Consider the following 11,978-nt stretch of genomic DNA (forward strand, 5'->3'; position numbering starts at 1 on the left):
TCCATCATTCGGTATAGATGGCAAGAATGACAGCAACACCCAAATATTGGGTTAATCCGGCGGCGGGCGACTAAGTTTTTGTAACACCCGCCGCAAGCGCGATCTTGTGCAGCATTGGCTGTAGCCATTCGGGGGCATCCTGCGCCCCTGTGACCCACAGATACAGGTCCTGATCGTTTTCCGACAAAACCTTGTCATACGCATCCAGTTCCGGCCCCGAAAGGGTCTCCAGATGGGCATCCGCATAGGGGCCAAGGATCAGGTCCATTTCCTTCATGCCGCGCCGCCATGACCGCATGCGCAACATTTTCAACCGGGCCTGTTCTGGGGTAAGGGTCATTCAGATTGTCTCTTTCAGGATCATCCGCAACCGTTTCTCGGCTTTTCCCATGCGGTTTGCAAGGCGCATCGTCTCGGCACGCATGGCACGCAGGTCTTTCATCAGCGCCTGCGCATCCTCGGCCAGTTCTTCGGGGCTGGCGGGGTCGGACACGCCTTCGCCTTCGCCGGTCAGCAACCAGCCCATCGACACGTTCAGCAGCCCTGCGACCATCTGCAACTTGTTTGCGCGCGGCTCTGACCGGTCGTTTTCCCAGCCCTGCAAGGTTTGCAGCTTGATCCCCAACCGGCCCGCCAGTTGTGATGGTGTAAGCCCCTGCGCCTCTCTCGCGGCGGTCAGCCGGTCGCCGAATGTTGCCTGATCCGGCGCATACCAGTCATTTGCCTGCGTCTCTTCGGTCATATCATTTCCTTCAGGATTTGAATGTTCTGTATTAGCGCTTGAACGGGTGTCGCGGGCAACCTATGACATGCTCGCCCGAGATACAAATTTCTGACCTGCAACGGAGTATGCCTCATGGCCTTTCTGTCCGACACTCTCTCCCGCGTGAAACCCTCGCCGACCATCGCGGTGACAACCAAGGCGGCAGAACTGAAAGCCGCAGGCAAGGATGTCATCGGACTGGGCGCGGGTGAGCCTGACTTTGACACGCCCGCCAACATCAAGGACGCGGCAAAAGCGGCCATTGATGCGGGAAAAACGAAATACACCGCGGTTGATGGCATACCAGAGTTGAAAAAAGCCATCTGCGCCAAGTTCAAGCGCGATAACGGGCTGGACTATACGCCCGCGCAGGTAAGCGTTGGCACCGGCGGCAAGCAAGTGCTGTATAACGCGCTGATGGCCACGCTGAACGCGGGCGATGAAGTCGTGATCCCGGCCCCTTATTGGGTCAGCTACCCCGATATGGTGCTGCTGGCAGGCGGCGAGCCGGTGATTGCCGAAGCGACGGCAGACACCGCCTATAAGATGACGCCGGACACGCTGGAAGCCGCGATTACGCCAAAAACAAAATGGCTGATCTTCAACTCCCCCTCCAACCCGACGGGCGCGGGCTATACATGGGACGAGTTGAAGGCGCTGACAGATGTGTTGCTGCGCCACCCGCATGTGTGGGTCATGTCCGATGACATGTATGAGCACCTTGTCTATGACGATTTCACATTCTGCACCCCGGCCGAGGTTGAACCGAAACTGTATGACCGCACCCTGACCGTGAACGGCGTGTCCAAGGCCTATGCGATGACCGGCTGGCGCATCGGGTATGCGGCAGGGCCTGTCGATCTGATCAAGGCAATGGGCAAGATCCAATCGCAATCCACATCGAACCCCTGCGCGATCAGCCAATGGGCGGCGGTCGAGGCGCTGACCGGCCCGCAGGATTACATTGCCGAGAACAACAAGATATTCCAGCGCCGCCGCGACATGGTGGTGGAGATGCTGAATACCGTCGAGGGAATCGAATGCCCCGTGCCCGAAGGGGCGTTTTATGTCTATCCGACCATTGCGGGCTGCATTGGCAAGACATCGGCGGGCGGCGCAAAGATTGTCGATGACGAAGCCTTCGCAACAGCACTTCTGGAAGAAACCGGCGTGGCGGTGGTGTTTGGCGCAGCTTTTGGCACATCGCCGTGCTTCCGTGTCAGCTATGCCACATCGGATGACGCGCTGCGCGAGGCCTGCACGCGCATCCAGACCTTCTGCGCAGGGTTGAAGTGACATGACGAAGGGCGCGCGCGGATACTACTTTCGCCCGCGCCCCAATGGCGCGATGCTGCTGCAAATCCGCCATGACCCGCGCTTGCGGCGCACGGAAATGCACCGGATTGCGGGCATTGACACAACGACAGGCGACGTGCGCCCCGCCGAGAACCACACCCTGAGCGATGAAGAACACGCGCTGATTGCCGATTGGCTGGCGTGCGGCAACGGGCTGGACGGGCGCGCGGCCCGCGCGGTGGCAGAGATTGGCCATATCGCGCATTGGGCACAGTTTCGCGCGACACCCGAAGACCTGGATGCCGCAACCGAAGAGTTGCTTTGGGCGATGCAGGATCTGCGCGAGGTTCTGGTGCGCAAACTGGCGCGGCGCAGCAAGCAATAGCGGGTCAGAACATCAGGCTGAAGCGGCCTGATTGCAGGGGCGGGCCTGAAGAGGGCGTTAGCCCTGCCCCGTTATCCGCACCAGACGGGGTGATAAAACACTATCGCGACAAGCGCTTATGCGCACTCTAAACATAATCCAAGCATTTTCCCGCCGACCGATTTGCATGCCCAAAGCATGACCCCTAGCTAAAGGTCAGCGCGCGACGAAAGTGCCGCGCACTGTCCACAATCAGGAGACTGCACATGAGCTTGAAAAAATTCCTCGCCTCGACCGCGCTGGCGGCGACCATGGCAACCGCACCCGTAATGGTGCCCATGGCCATGGCGCAAGACCAGATGGCGCAAGACCAGATCGACGGCGCGGCCATTGCCGCCGAAAGCGACATGGTCGACGCGTTCATCGAAGCGGCGCTGGCCGTGAACGAGGTCCGCGAAGGCTATATGGCCCAGATCGAGGCAGAAGCCGATCAGAACGCCCAGATGGAAATGCTGGAAGCCGCCGACGCTGCAATGCTACAGGCTGTTGAAGAAACCCCCGGCATTACGCTGGACGAATATATCGCCATCGCCAATGCCGCAGCCGAAGACCCCGAGCTTGCCGCAGAAATCGATGCCCGCTTCACCGAAGCGCATATGGGCGGCTGATCTACGTCAGATCACGTCAAAAAGAAATGGGCGGGGTTGCATTACAGCACCCCGCCCATTTTTTGTATCACGACACATCAACGCTCGATTGTGACACGTTCCATCCGGTCGGGGGTTCCCACAACCGCACCATTGCCGCCGGTGCCGCGCTTGATCGCATCCAGCACGTCGAACCCGTCAATCATCTGGCCCACGACCGTATACTGGCCATCCAGATGGGGCGCAGGGGCAAACATGATGAAAAACTGGCTGTTGGCGCTGTCAGGGCTTTGGGACCGCGCCATGCCGATCACACCGCGTTCAAACGACTGGTTGGTGAATTCGGCGCGCAGATTGGGCAGGTCCGACCCGCCGGTGCCCCAACGGCGCGCATTGGCGTCATCGGTGCCATGTTCCACGTCCCCCGTCTGGGCCATGAACCCGTCGATCACGCGGTGAAACACCACACCGTCATATTCGCCACGTTCGGCCAGTGTCACAATGCGTTCCACATGGTTCGGGGCCAGATCATCGCGCAGCGCAATGCGGATTTCGCCATTCGCCTCGCCGGCCACATCAATGACCATCACAGGGCCGGAATGATCTGCGGGCACCGACGTGTCGGCATTGGCGCGCGTCACGCTGTGCCAGGACGCCCCAAGAATGCCAAGGCCCACCGCAAACAACCCTGCAAACAGAAGTTTATCACGCATCGGCGGCCACCTTGACACTGATCATCTTGTCAGGGGTCGCAGGCGGTTCACCGCGGGTGATGGCATCGACATGGTCCATGCCGGAAATGACGCGGCCATAGACCGTGTATTGACGGTTCAGGAAATGGTTGTCGCCAAAATTGATGAAGAACTGGCTGTTGGCACTGTCGGGGTTTTGCGAGCGTGCCGCGCCCAGTGTTCCACGGTCATGGGGCACACCGGAAAATTCCGCCTTCAGGTCGGGCAGGTCCGACCCGCCTGTGCCTGCGCGGCGCAGATCGAACGCCTTTTCGGTATTGCCATTGGCCACATCGCCGGTCTGGGCCATGAACCCCTCAATGACGCGGTGAAACACGACATTGTCATAGGCCCCTGCGCGCGCCAGTTCCTTCATGCGCGCACAATGGCCCGGCGCCACATCCGGCAACAATTCGATTGTGACAGTGCCGGTTTTCAACTCCATCAGGATGGTGTTTTCGGGGTCTTTGATCTCGGCCATCTGGCGCTCCTTCATGATCTTGTCTGGCGCGCAACCTAATGCGTCTTGCCCGCAAGGAAAAGCCCTGCCTTTGGCTTGTCTTGTGCGTGTCAGGGGCGAGTGGGCATTGACCCTGCCCCCCCTTTCACGCCAGATAGCGACAAGTTGAACGAACAGGGGATGCGCAGCAATGGCTTTCAAAACGCTTGACGACTTCGATTTCGCAGGCAAGACCGCGCTGGTGCGGGTGGATATCAACGTGCCCCTGAAGGACGGGCGGGTGACGGATGCAACCCGAATCGAACGCATTTTGCCCACGATCACCCATATCACGGCAGCAGGCGGCAAGGTTGTGCTGCTGGCGCATTTCGGCCGCCCCAAAGGCAAGCCCGACCCCGAAATGTCCCTGTCACTGGTGCGGCCCGCCCTGGAAGCGGCCCTTGGCGCGCCTGTGGCATTTGCCGAAAACTGCATCGGCATTCCCGCCAAGAAAGCGGTTTCAGACATGCAGGACGGCGATGTGTTGCTGCTGGAAAACACGCGCTTTCATGCGGGCGAGGAAACAAACGACCGCATGCTGGCCGCCGGAATGGCCGCATTGGGCGATATTTATGTGAATGATGCCTTTTCTGCCGCGCACCGCGCCCATGCATCGACCGAAGGGCTGGCGCAGTTGCTGCCATCTTGTGCAGGCCGCCTGATGGAGGCAGAGCTGAAAGCGCTGGATGCGGCCCTTGGCACACCTGAACGCCCTGTTGCAGCCATTGTGGGCGGGGCCAAAGTGTCCACCAAGCTGGACCTGTTGTCGAACCTGATCACGCGCGTGGATCATCTGGTTATCGGCGGCGGTATGGCAAATACCTTTCTGGTCGCGCAGGGGCTGGCCATCGGCACATCCCTGGCGGAACGTGACATGGCCGACACCGCGCGCGACATTCTTGCACAGGCCAACGATGCGGGCTGCACCATCCACCTGCCGCATGACATTGTCATTGCGCGCGAATTTGCCGCAGGGGCCGCGCATGAAACCCTGCCCGCCGACCAATGCCCCGATGACGCCATGATCCTTGATGCGGGGCCGGAGACGGTGGCGCGTATATCGACGCTGTTCGCAGAGTGCCGGACATTGGTGTGGAACGGTCCGCTTGGCGCATTCGAGATCGCGCCTTTCGATGCGGCAACCAATGCCTGCGCACAAGAAGCCGCGCGCCGGACCCGGGACGGGGCGCTGATTTCCGTGGCAGGCGGCGGCGACACGGTGTCGGCGCTGAACAAAGCAGGCGTCGCGGATGATTTCACCTATATTTCCACCGCAGGCGGCGCTTTTCTGGAATGGATGGAAGGCAAGACCCTTCCGGGCGTGGCCGCACTGGACAGGGAACACGGATCGAACAAGGACAAGGAATGGAATATCTGATCTGGACAGGGGCGCTGATTTCGGTCGCGGGCATTGCCGGACTGGTCTGGTGCATTGTGTATGTCATGAAGCTGCGCAAGGCGGGGCTGGATGAAACGGCGATGCGCGCGCGTATGCAAAAGGCAGTGATGATCAACTTTGCAGCACTTGCCGTGTCCACACTTGGGCTGATGATGGTGGTTGTCGGGGTATTTCTGGCCTGATGACACCCAAAAAGGGGATTCACAAAGGCCGCATGCTGTGGCATGGTTGGTCTGGTCGAGCAATAAAAATAATCCCTCGTCCAGAGCAGGCAGACAGCAGATGAAGAACCCCCGCCCCGCAATAGGCGCCTTTTTCTACTTTGGCACCGCAAGCGTGCTGGCCATCTATTTTACCTTTGCGGCGGTGCAAGGGGCGTTTGGTCTGTTCAACCGTGTCCAGATCGAAGCGGAAATTGCCGAGTTGCAAGTGACACGCGACAAGCTGGCGGTTGAACTGCGCGAGTTGGAAAACCGCACGCGCCGCCTGTCCGACGGATATCTTGATCTGGACCTGCTGGACGAACGCGCGCGCAACGTGCTTGGGCTGGTGCGCCCTGACGAGATTGTCATTCGCTGAAAGCGCGCATGTTGGCGAAAGAACGGGCACCAGTTTGTGCGTGATACTAGGCTCGAAGGGGACGCCCAAAGGCGCGGAATCAAGGGCGCAGCCCGCCGCGCCATCGGTGGGCCGTCCCGCGGCCTGCCGATGTCCTGATGGCAATCCAAGCCATTGAAGTAAGGGATATGCAGCCTGTATAAACTGCATTCTTATAATGTCGGATCGGCAGACCCCGGCCCACCGCTGGCGCGGGCTATATCCACAGCCCCCCCCGTCACGCCAGACCCAACCAGCACATGCTGTTCCATCTGGTCATGACCGTCGCCGGATCAGTCGCCATACCCTTCGACGATCACCAGATCCGCCATCGAGCATGTCGCGCGAAATGCCTTGGCCGACTGGTATTCCGCGCTGTGGTAGCAGGCGCGTGCGGTTGCCATATCTGCAAACTCTATCACAACCGTGCGCGCACGGCTTGACCCTTCGATCTGGGACTGCGCCCCGCCCCGGATGATGAATTTAGCGCCATATTTTTCAAAGGCGGCGGCATTTGCGCGAATATACGCCGCATAGGCATCGGTGTCTTTGACATCAACATGAGCCACCCAATAGGCTTTGGGCATTAGCATTCATCCTTTGTTCAACAAGTCAGGTCAAGTGCACCCATTCGTCAGTTTTTGCGTCAAGTCAAGGTAGCGTTACATTTGGCCTGATATACATGTGCACGGGAAAAGGATTGCGGCGCGTTCGCGCGCAGGTGGAAATTCGGGCACGGCGCAATACATGCCACCCAAATGCCCAAACAGGAGGATTATAAATGATGGACCCCGTTTCGTTCTGGATGCAGGCCAATCTTTTCTGGATCAAGGTATATCAATCCCAGCAGGAAACCTATTTGCGTGTGCTATGCAGCATGGCAAAAGCTGTGCCCCATGAAAGTGCAGCCGAAATCGCGGCAGAGGCAGAAGCCATGAAAAGCACACTGAAGCCTGCATCACGCACAACCCCAAGGGCGACACAGCGATCCACGCCACAATCGGCAAAACCCGCGGCGCGCAAGACGAAGGCCGCTGCAACCGCCTGACGGGCGCGCACGCGTTACCCCCTGGCCGGTTGCGCCAGATCAGCAAGTATCGGGCAATCGGGGCTTTGATCGCCAGAGCAGGCCTGAATAAGATGGGCCAGTGTCGCGCGCATCTGCTGCAATTCTGCCAGCTGGTCATCCACACGCTGCAAATGCTGGCGCGCAAGGCGTTTCACATCCGCGCTGGTGCGGGTTCTGTCCTGATACAGCCCCAGCAACTGGCGGCATTCCTCGACCGAGAAGCCAAGCGCGCGCGCGCGACGCAGAAATGCCAGCCGGTGCAGGTCTTCTTCACTGAAATCGCGGTAGCCGTTTTCCATACGCGCAGGCTGGATCAACCCGATATCTTCGTAGAATCTGATCGTCTTGGCGGGCAGTCCTGCCCTGCGTCCGGCTTCGGAAATATTCATGACGCCCCCTGTTTTGTGGCCTGCATTACGGCTGGCATGAACCGCAGCCGCAACGCATTTGATAGCACAAATACCGAACTAAGTGCCATTGCCCCTGCGGCCAGCATGGGCGACAACAGCACCCCCATCGCCGGATACAACACCCCCGCTGCCACAGGAATAAGCGCGGTGTTATACGCGAACGCCCAGAACAGATTCTGGCGGATATTGCGCATGGTGCGGCGCGACACGTCCAGCGCCTGGACCACGCCGCGCGGATCGCCCGAGGCCAGAACCACATCTGCGGTTTCCACGGCAACATCGGTTCCGGTGCCAATGGCGATGCCCACATCCGCTTCGGCCAGTGCGGGGGCGTCGTTGATGCCATCGCCCACAAATGCCACACTGCCCCAGTCGGCGCGCAGTGCCTCCAGTGCGTCAACCTTGCCCTTGGGCATCACTTCGGCCACGACATGGGTAATGCCCAGATCGCGGGCAATCGCGTCGGCAGTGGCGCGGGCATCGCCGGAAATCATCGCGACATGCAGACCCTGCGCCTGAAGGGCCGCAACCATCTGGCGCGCGCCTGCCTTCGGCTGGTCGGCCACGGCAATCATGGCCAGCACCTGCCCGCCCTGCGCCAGATACAGCGGCGTATGGCCTTTGCCTGCCAAGTCCTGCGCCTTGTCGCGCAACGCGCCAAGCGTGACACCTTCTTGCACCATCAGCCGTTCGGCCCCCAAAAGCACGTCCTGCCCGTCATTAAGTGCGCGCACGCCCAGCCCTGTCAGTGATTTGAAGGCGCTGATTTCGGGCAGCTGCAAGCCCTTTTCGCGCGCCGCCGCCACGATGGCGCGCCCGATCGGGTGCTCGGACTGCCCTTCCAGTGCGGCGGCAAGTGCCAGCGCGTGATCCGCATCGCCCACAGCCTCCAGCGCGGTCAGGACGGGGCGGCCATCGGTCAGGGTGCCGGTCTTGTCGAACGCCACGCCTTGGACGCGGTCCATCAGTTGCAGCGCGCTGCCCTTGCGAAACAACACGCCCAGTTCGGCTGCGCGGCCTGTTCCAACCATCACCGATGTGGGCGTGGCCAGCCCCATTGCGCAGGGGCAGGCAATGATCAGCACCGACACCCCCGCCACCAGTGCGAACGTCATATCCGGCCCGAATACCAGCCAGACCAGCACCGTCAGAACCGCAACCCCGATGACGACGGGCACGAAATACATCGTCACCTTGTCCACCAGCGCCTGCACCGGCAATTTCGCGCCCTGCGCCCCTTCGACCATGCGAATGATCTGCGCCAGAACCGTGTCGGCACCGGTGCGGGTGATGGTCATGCGAAACGCCCCCGCCCCGTTCACTGTGCCGCCCACAAGCGTGTCGCCCTGCCCTTTGGACACAGGCAGCGGTTCCCCTGTGATCATGCTTTCATCGATCAGCGCGTCACCTTCGGTCAGTTCACCATCACCGGGGATACGTTCACCGGGGCGCACCAGAACCACATCGCCCGCGGTCAGTTCCGCGGTTGGAATGTCCACCTCCGCACCGTCGCGCAGCACGCGCGCTGATTTCGGCTGCATGCCGACAAGCCGCGCTATTGCCGCGCCGGTGCGCCCTTTGGCGCGCGCTTCCAGCCAGCGGCCCAGCAAAATTAGGGTGACGATCACCGCTGCCGCCTCATAATAAACGGCGCGCGTGCCTTCGGGCAATATACCCTGCGCGAATGTCGCAATCACCGAAAACCCCCATGCCGCCCCCGTGCCGACGGCCACAAGGCTGTTCATATCCGGTGCTGCGCGCCACAATGCAGGCAGGCCCCGCATAAAGAACACCCGCCCCGGCCCTGCCAGCACTGCGGTGGTCAGCACGAATTGCACCACCCACAATGCCTGCATGCCAATCGTATGGTGCAACCAGTGGTGAAAGGGTGGAAAGGCATGCCCCCCCATTTCCAGCACAAAAACAGGCAGGGTCAGCACAGCCGCAATCAGGAATTTCACGCGCATCGCTGCCGCTTCCGCCTGCTGGCGCGCGCGCGGGTCTGTGCCGCCCGCGCCCGTATCCGACAGCACCCGCGCCGGATAGCCGGCTTTTTCCAGCAGGCGCACCAGTTCCTTGGGGTCGCCCTGCCCGTCCAGCATATCGACCTGCGCGCGCGCGGTGTTCAGGTTGACACTGGCGCGCAGCACCGAAGGGTTGGCGCCAAGCGCCGCTTCAACCCGTGCCACGCAGGATGCACAGGTCATGTTGTCCAGTTCCAGATCAATGCGTGTGCTGCGCATCGGGTAACCCGCCTTGCGCAGCGCCTTCTGGATGTCCTCCAGCGCGACATCCGCGCGCGCCTGAACCGTCGCTTGCGCAAGGGTCAGATTGACGCTTGCGTCCTGCACCCCCTCGACCGCGTTCAGCGCTGTCTCGGCGCGCCGCACACATCCCGCGCAGGACAAGCCATCAAGATTAAAAGACCGCGTTTCGGTCATATCGGCAGGGTGAACATTCATGCGGGCAACTCCGTCGGGCTTGGGTGTCTGCATACCCACATGGTCCTTCCAGTAGATGGAGGGTCAAGGGCCGTCACGCAGAAAAGCTGCGAAATCGCTGATGCGTGAAGATTTATTGGTGTTTTTGCCCCTGCAATTCCGCCAGCTTGGCGGCAACGCTGGCCTTGGCAGCGTCAACGGCCTGCGGGATGCTCATCTCTGTCGTGTCAAGAATCACGGCGTCCTCGGCTGGGCATAACGGCGCATCGGCGCGCCCCATGTCGCGCGCATCACGTTCGCGCACCTGCCTGAGCACATCTTCATAGCTTGCCGCCCCCTCGCCCGCTTCAAGCCAGCGGCGGCGGGCGCGTGTTTCGGCACTGGCGGTGACAAACAGTTTCACCTCGGCCAGCGGACAAATCACGGTGCCAATATCGCGCCCGTCCAGAACGGCACCACCATCGCGGCGCGCAAATTCCCGCTGGAACGCTGTCAGTGCGGCGCGCACTTCGGGGATCGCTGCAACCTGACTGGCCGCTTCGCCCGCTTCAAGACTGCGCAGATCGCTGCGCGCCAGATCATCCGGTGTCAGCCCTTGCGCCGCCAGAACGGCATTGCCGCCCTTGGCACCAACCGCGCGATACAAAAGCCCCGTATCCAGATGGGCAAAGCCGAATTCACGGGCCAGCGCACGACTTATTGTGCCTTTACCTGCGGCGGCAGGGCCATCAATGGCGACAGTGAACTGCATTATCCTCTCCTTAGGTGCCGCGCCCCTATTGCCTGTATTGTCACGCAACTGCAACGGTGAAGCGAATTCTTGCGCACAAAGAATAGCTTTCATGGAAAGGCAAGGAAACGCGGCTATGTGCTACCAAAGACCTATGCACACCGACTCGTTGAAAGAAAGAACCCTGTTCATGTCCCTATCCCGGAAATTCCTTGCACCGCTGGTCATAGCAGCCGTGGGCCTGACGGCGCTGCCCGCTGTGGCGCAGGACCGCGCGCTTGCGTTTTCGCTGACCGGTGGCATTGCCAGCGCGCCCAAATATTTCGGCGCAGGCAGCAACCGCATCGCGCCCGGCGGGTCGTTCGGGTTCACGGGGCTGAATTTTGGCCGCGTGCAGATTGGCGACCCTGACGGCCCCGCACAATTCGCCACAGGCACGGGGTTGCGCGGGTCGCTGCGCTTTATCCCCAAACGCAAGGGCGAAAAGGAACTGGACGGGCTGGATGACGTGAAAGCGTCGCTGGAAATTGGCGCGGGTGTCCATCACACAACCGAATTCTGGCAGGTTTTTGCCGATCTGCGCTATGGCGTGATCGGGCATAAGGCGGTTGCGGGCGAATTGGGCGCGAACGCAATCTATCGGGGTGCGGACGGTCTGGTGGTGCATGCAGGCCCGCGCGCGGGCTTTGGCAATTCGCGCTTCATGCGCAGCTATTTCGGTGTCACGGCTGCGGAATCCGATGCCTCGGGACTGGCGTCCTACACGCCATCAGGCGGGGTGCATTCGGTCGGGTTTGAAATTGGCATGTATCAGCCCCTGAATGAAGACTGGGGCATTACCGGCGCGCTGCGCTATGATCGGCTGCGCGGCGATGCGGGAAATTCGCCGATTGTGCGTCAGGGCAGTCGCGACCAGATCGGGGCCTCTATCGGGGTGACGCGGCATTTCAACTTCCGTTTCTGACGCAGGCAGACTTCTACGCCGCAGACAGGTGGCATTTACGCAAGCGGCGCGCTAGGTCTGGAACAAAT

16 protein-coding genes are annotated in these 11,978 nt (G+C 60.8%); 8 read left to right on the forward strand and 8 right to left on the reverse strand.

What is annotated here, in order from left to right:
- Positions 1-70: 70 nt before the first annotated feature.
- Both P8S53_RS11035 and P8S53_RS11040 read right to left on the reverse strand, forming a co-directional pair.
- Positions 71-340 carry a succinate dehydrogenase assembly factor 2 gene (locus P8S53_RS11035; RefSeq protein WP_277804020.1) on the reverse strand — a complete coding sequence of 90 codons (270 nt, stop codon included), beginning with the start codon at positions 338-340 and terminating at the stop codon, positions 71-73.
- Positions 341-742, reverse strand: coding sequence for a helix-turn-helix domain-containing protein (locus P8S53_RS11040; RefSeq protein ID WP_277804021.1), 402 nt, complete (start codon positions 740-742; stop codon positions 341-343). It abuts the gene before it with no gap.
- A gap of 114 nt (positions 743-856) precedes the next feature.
- On the opposite strand from P8S53_RS11040, the gene P8S53_RS11045 reads away from it, so the two are divergent.
- The 3 genes from P8S53_RS11045 (at position 857) to P8S53_RS11055 (ending at position 3,091) form a co-directional block, all read left to right on the forward strand.
- On the forward strand, positions 857-2,059 hold the full coding sequence (locus tag P8S53_RS11045; RefSeq protein WP_277804022.1) for a pyridoxal phosphate-dependent aminotransferase: 1,203 nt from the start codon (positions 857-859) through the stop codon (positions 2,057-2,059).
- A 1-nt stretch (position 2,060) separates the two neighbouring features.
- Positions 2,061-2,444 carry a hypothetical protein gene (locus P8S53_RS11050; protein WP_277804023.1) on the forward strand — a complete coding sequence of 128 codons (384 nt, stop codon included), beginning with the start codon at positions 2,061-2,063 and terminating at the stop codon, positions 2,442-2,444.
- A 245-nt stretch (positions 2,445-2,689) separates the two neighbouring features.
- On the forward strand, positions 2,690-3,091 hold the full coding sequence (locus P8S53_RS11055; protein WP_277804024.1) for a DUF4168 domain-containing protein: 402 nt from the start codon (positions 2,690-2,692) through the stop codon (positions 3,089-3,091).
- Between the two features lie 77 nt (positions 3,092-3,168).
- Here the strand turns inward: P8S53_RS11055 and P8S53_RS11060 are convergent, their stop codons facing one another.
- Together P8S53_RS11060 and P8S53_RS11065 are read right to left on the reverse strand one after the other, a co-directional pair.
- Complete coding sequence (locus P8S53_RS11060) at positions 3,169-3,783, reverse strand: peptidylprolyl isomerase (RefSeq protein ID WP_277804025.1); 615 nt, start codon at positions 3,781-3,783, stop codon at positions 3,169-3,171.
- Positions 3,776-4,282, reverse strand: coding sequence for a peptidylprolyl isomerase (locus P8S53_RS11065; protein WP_277804026.1), 507 nt, complete (start codon positions 4,280-4,282; stop codon positions 3,776-3,778). Before P8S53_RS11065 ends, P8S53_RS11060 begins: the two co-directional genes overlap by 8 nt.
- A 169-nt stretch (positions 4,283-4,451) precedes the next feature.
- Here P8S53_RS11065 and pgk point away from each other — a divergent pair, with 169 nt between their 5' ends.
- The 3 genes from pgk (at position 4,452) to P8S53_RS11080 (ending at position 6,278) form a co-directional block, all read left to right on the forward strand.
- A complete protein-coding gene (pgk, locus tag P8S53_RS11070) occupies positions 4,452-5,678 on the forward strand; it encodes a phosphoglycerate kinase (protein WP_277804027.1) in 1,227 nt (408 codons plus the stop codon).
- Positions 5,666-5,881 carry a hypothetical protein gene (locus tag P8S53_RS11075; protein WP_277804028.1) on the forward strand — a complete coding sequence of 72 codons (216 nt, stop codon included), beginning with the start codon at positions 5,666-5,668 and terminating at the stop codon, positions 5,879-5,881. Before pgk ends, P8S53_RS11075 begins: the two co-directional genes overlap by 13 nt.
- 100 nt (positions 5,882-5,981) lie before the next feature.
- On the forward strand, positions 5,982-6,278 hold the full coding sequence (locus P8S53_RS11080) for a septum formation initiator family protein (protein ID WP_277804029.1): 297 nt from the start codon (positions 5,982-5,984) through the stop codon (positions 6,276-6,278).
- A 311-nt stretch (positions 6,279-6,589) separates the two neighbouring features.
- Here P8S53_RS11080 and P8S53_RS11085 read toward each other — a convergent pair whose 3' ends face one another.
- Positions 6,590-6,883, reverse strand: coding sequence for a DUF1330 domain-containing protein (locus tag P8S53_RS11085; protein ID WP_277804030.1), 294 nt, complete (start codon positions 6,881-6,883; stop codon positions 6,590-6,592).
- Positions 6,884-7,077: 194 nt separating this feature from the next.
- Between P8S53_RS11085 and P8S53_RS11090 the strand changes: the two genes are divergently transcribed.
- Complete coding sequence (locus P8S53_RS11090) at positions 7,078-7,344, forward strand: hypothetical protein (protein WP_277804031.1); 267 nt, start codon at positions 7,078-7,080, stop codon at positions 7,342-7,344.
- Positions 7,345-7,358: 14 nt separating this feature from the next.
- On the opposite strand, the gene cueR is transcribed toward P8S53_RS11090, so the two are convergent.
- From cueR to P8S53_RS11105, 3 genes are all read right to left on the reverse strand, one after another.
- Complete coding sequence (gene cueR, locus P8S53_RS11095; protein ID WP_277804032.1) at positions 7,359-7,754, reverse strand: Cu(I)-responsive transcriptional regulator; 396 nt, start codon at positions 7,752-7,754, stop codon at positions 7,359-7,361.
- Entirely contained in the window at positions 7,751-10,237 is a 2,487-nt protein-coding gene (locus P8S53_RS11100) for a heavy metal translocating P-type ATPase (protein ID WP_277804033.1), read from the reverse strand. The genes cueR and P8S53_RS11100 overlap by 4 nt, the downstream gene beginning before the upstream one ends.
- Before the next feature lie 112 nt (positions 10,238-10,349).
- On the reverse strand, positions 10,350-10,967 hold the full coding sequence (locus P8S53_RS11105) for a d(CMP) kinase (protein WP_277804034.1): 618 nt from the start codon (positions 10,965-10,967) through the stop codon (positions 10,350-10,352).
- A gap of 169 nt (positions 10,968-11,136) precedes the next feature.
- Here P8S53_RS11105 and P8S53_RS11110 point away from each other — a divergent pair, with 169 nt between their 5' ends.
- Positions 11,137-11,910 carry a MipA/OmpV family protein gene (locus tag P8S53_RS11110; protein WP_277804035.1) on the forward strand — a complete coding sequence of 258 codons (774 nt, stop codon included), beginning with the start codon at positions 11,137-11,139 and terminating at the stop codon, positions 11,908-11,910.
- Positions 11,911-11,978: the final 68 nt, after the last annotated feature.

The organism is Roseinatronobacter sp. S2, assembly GCF_029581395.1.
Taxonomy (GTDB): Bacteria; Pseudomonadota; Alphaproteobacteria; order Rhodobacterales; family Rhodobacteraceae; genus Roseinatronobacter.

Bases quoted from the DNA above. Each gene is read 5' to 3' on its own strand.
- P8S53_RS11080 (WP_277804029.1), top strand. From the start codon at position 5,982: ATGAAGAACCCCCGCCCCGCAATAGGCGCCTTTTTCTACTTTGGCACC.
- P8S53_RS11075 (WP_277804028.1), top strand. From the start codon at position 5,666: ATGGAATATCTGATCTGGACAGGGGCGCTGATTTCGGTCGCGGGCATT.
- P8S53_RS11035 (WP_277804020.1), bottom strand. From the start codon at position 340: ATGACCCTTACCCCAGAACAGGCCCGGTTGAAAATGTTGCGCATGCGG.
- P8S53_RS11050 (WP_277804023.1), top strand. From the start codon at position 2,061: ATGACGAAGGGCGCGCGCGGATACTACTTTCGCCCGCGCCCCAATGGC.
- cueR (WP_277804032.1), bottom strand. From the start codon at position 7,754: ATGAATATTTCCGAAGCCGGACGCAGGGCAGGACTGCCCGCCAAGACG.
- P8S53_RS11100 (WP_277804033.1), bottom strand. From the start codon at position 10,237: ATGAATGTTCACCCTGCCGATATGACCGAAACGCGGTCTTTTAATCTT.
- P8S53_RS11055 (WP_277804024.1), top strand. From the start codon at position 2,690: ATGAGCTTGAAAAAATTCCTCGCCTCGACCGCGCTGGCGGCGACCATG.
- P8S53_RS11085 (WP_277804030.1), bottom strand. From the start codon at position 6,883: ATGCCCAAAGCCTATTGGGTGGCTCATGTTGATGTCAAAGACACCGAT.
- P8S53_RS11065 (WP_277804026.1), bottom strand. From the start codon at position 4,282: ATGGCCGAGATCAAAGACCCCGAAAACACCATCCTGATGGAGTTGAAA.
- P8S53_RS11105 (WP_277804034.1), bottom strand. From the start codon at position 10,967: ATGCAGTTCACTGTCGCCATTGATGGCCCTGCCGCCGCAGGTAAAGGC.
- P8S53_RS11090 (WP_277804031.1), top strand. From the start codon at position 7,078: ATGATGGACCCCGTTTCGTTCTGGATGCAGGCCAATCTTTTCTGGATC.
- P8S53_RS11110 (WP_277804035.1), top strand. From the start codon at position 11,137: ATGTCCCTATCCCGGAAATTCCTTGCACCGCTGGTCATAGCAGCCGTG.
- P8S53_RS11060 (WP_277804025.1), bottom strand. From the start codon at position 3,783: ATGCGTGATAAACTTCTGTTTGCAGGGTTGTTTGCGGTGGGCCTTGGC.
- P8S53_RS11045 (WP_277804022.1), top strand. From the start codon at position 857: ATGGCCTTTCTGTCCGACACTCTCTCCCGCGTGAAACCCTCGCCGACC.
- pgk (WP_277804027.1), top strand. From the start codon at position 4,452: ATGGCTTTCAAAACGCTTGACGACTTCGATTTCGCAGGCAAGACCGCG.
- P8S53_RS11040 (WP_277804021.1), bottom strand. From the start codon at position 742: ATGACCGAAGAGACGCAGGCAAATGACTGGTATGCGCCGGATCAGGCA.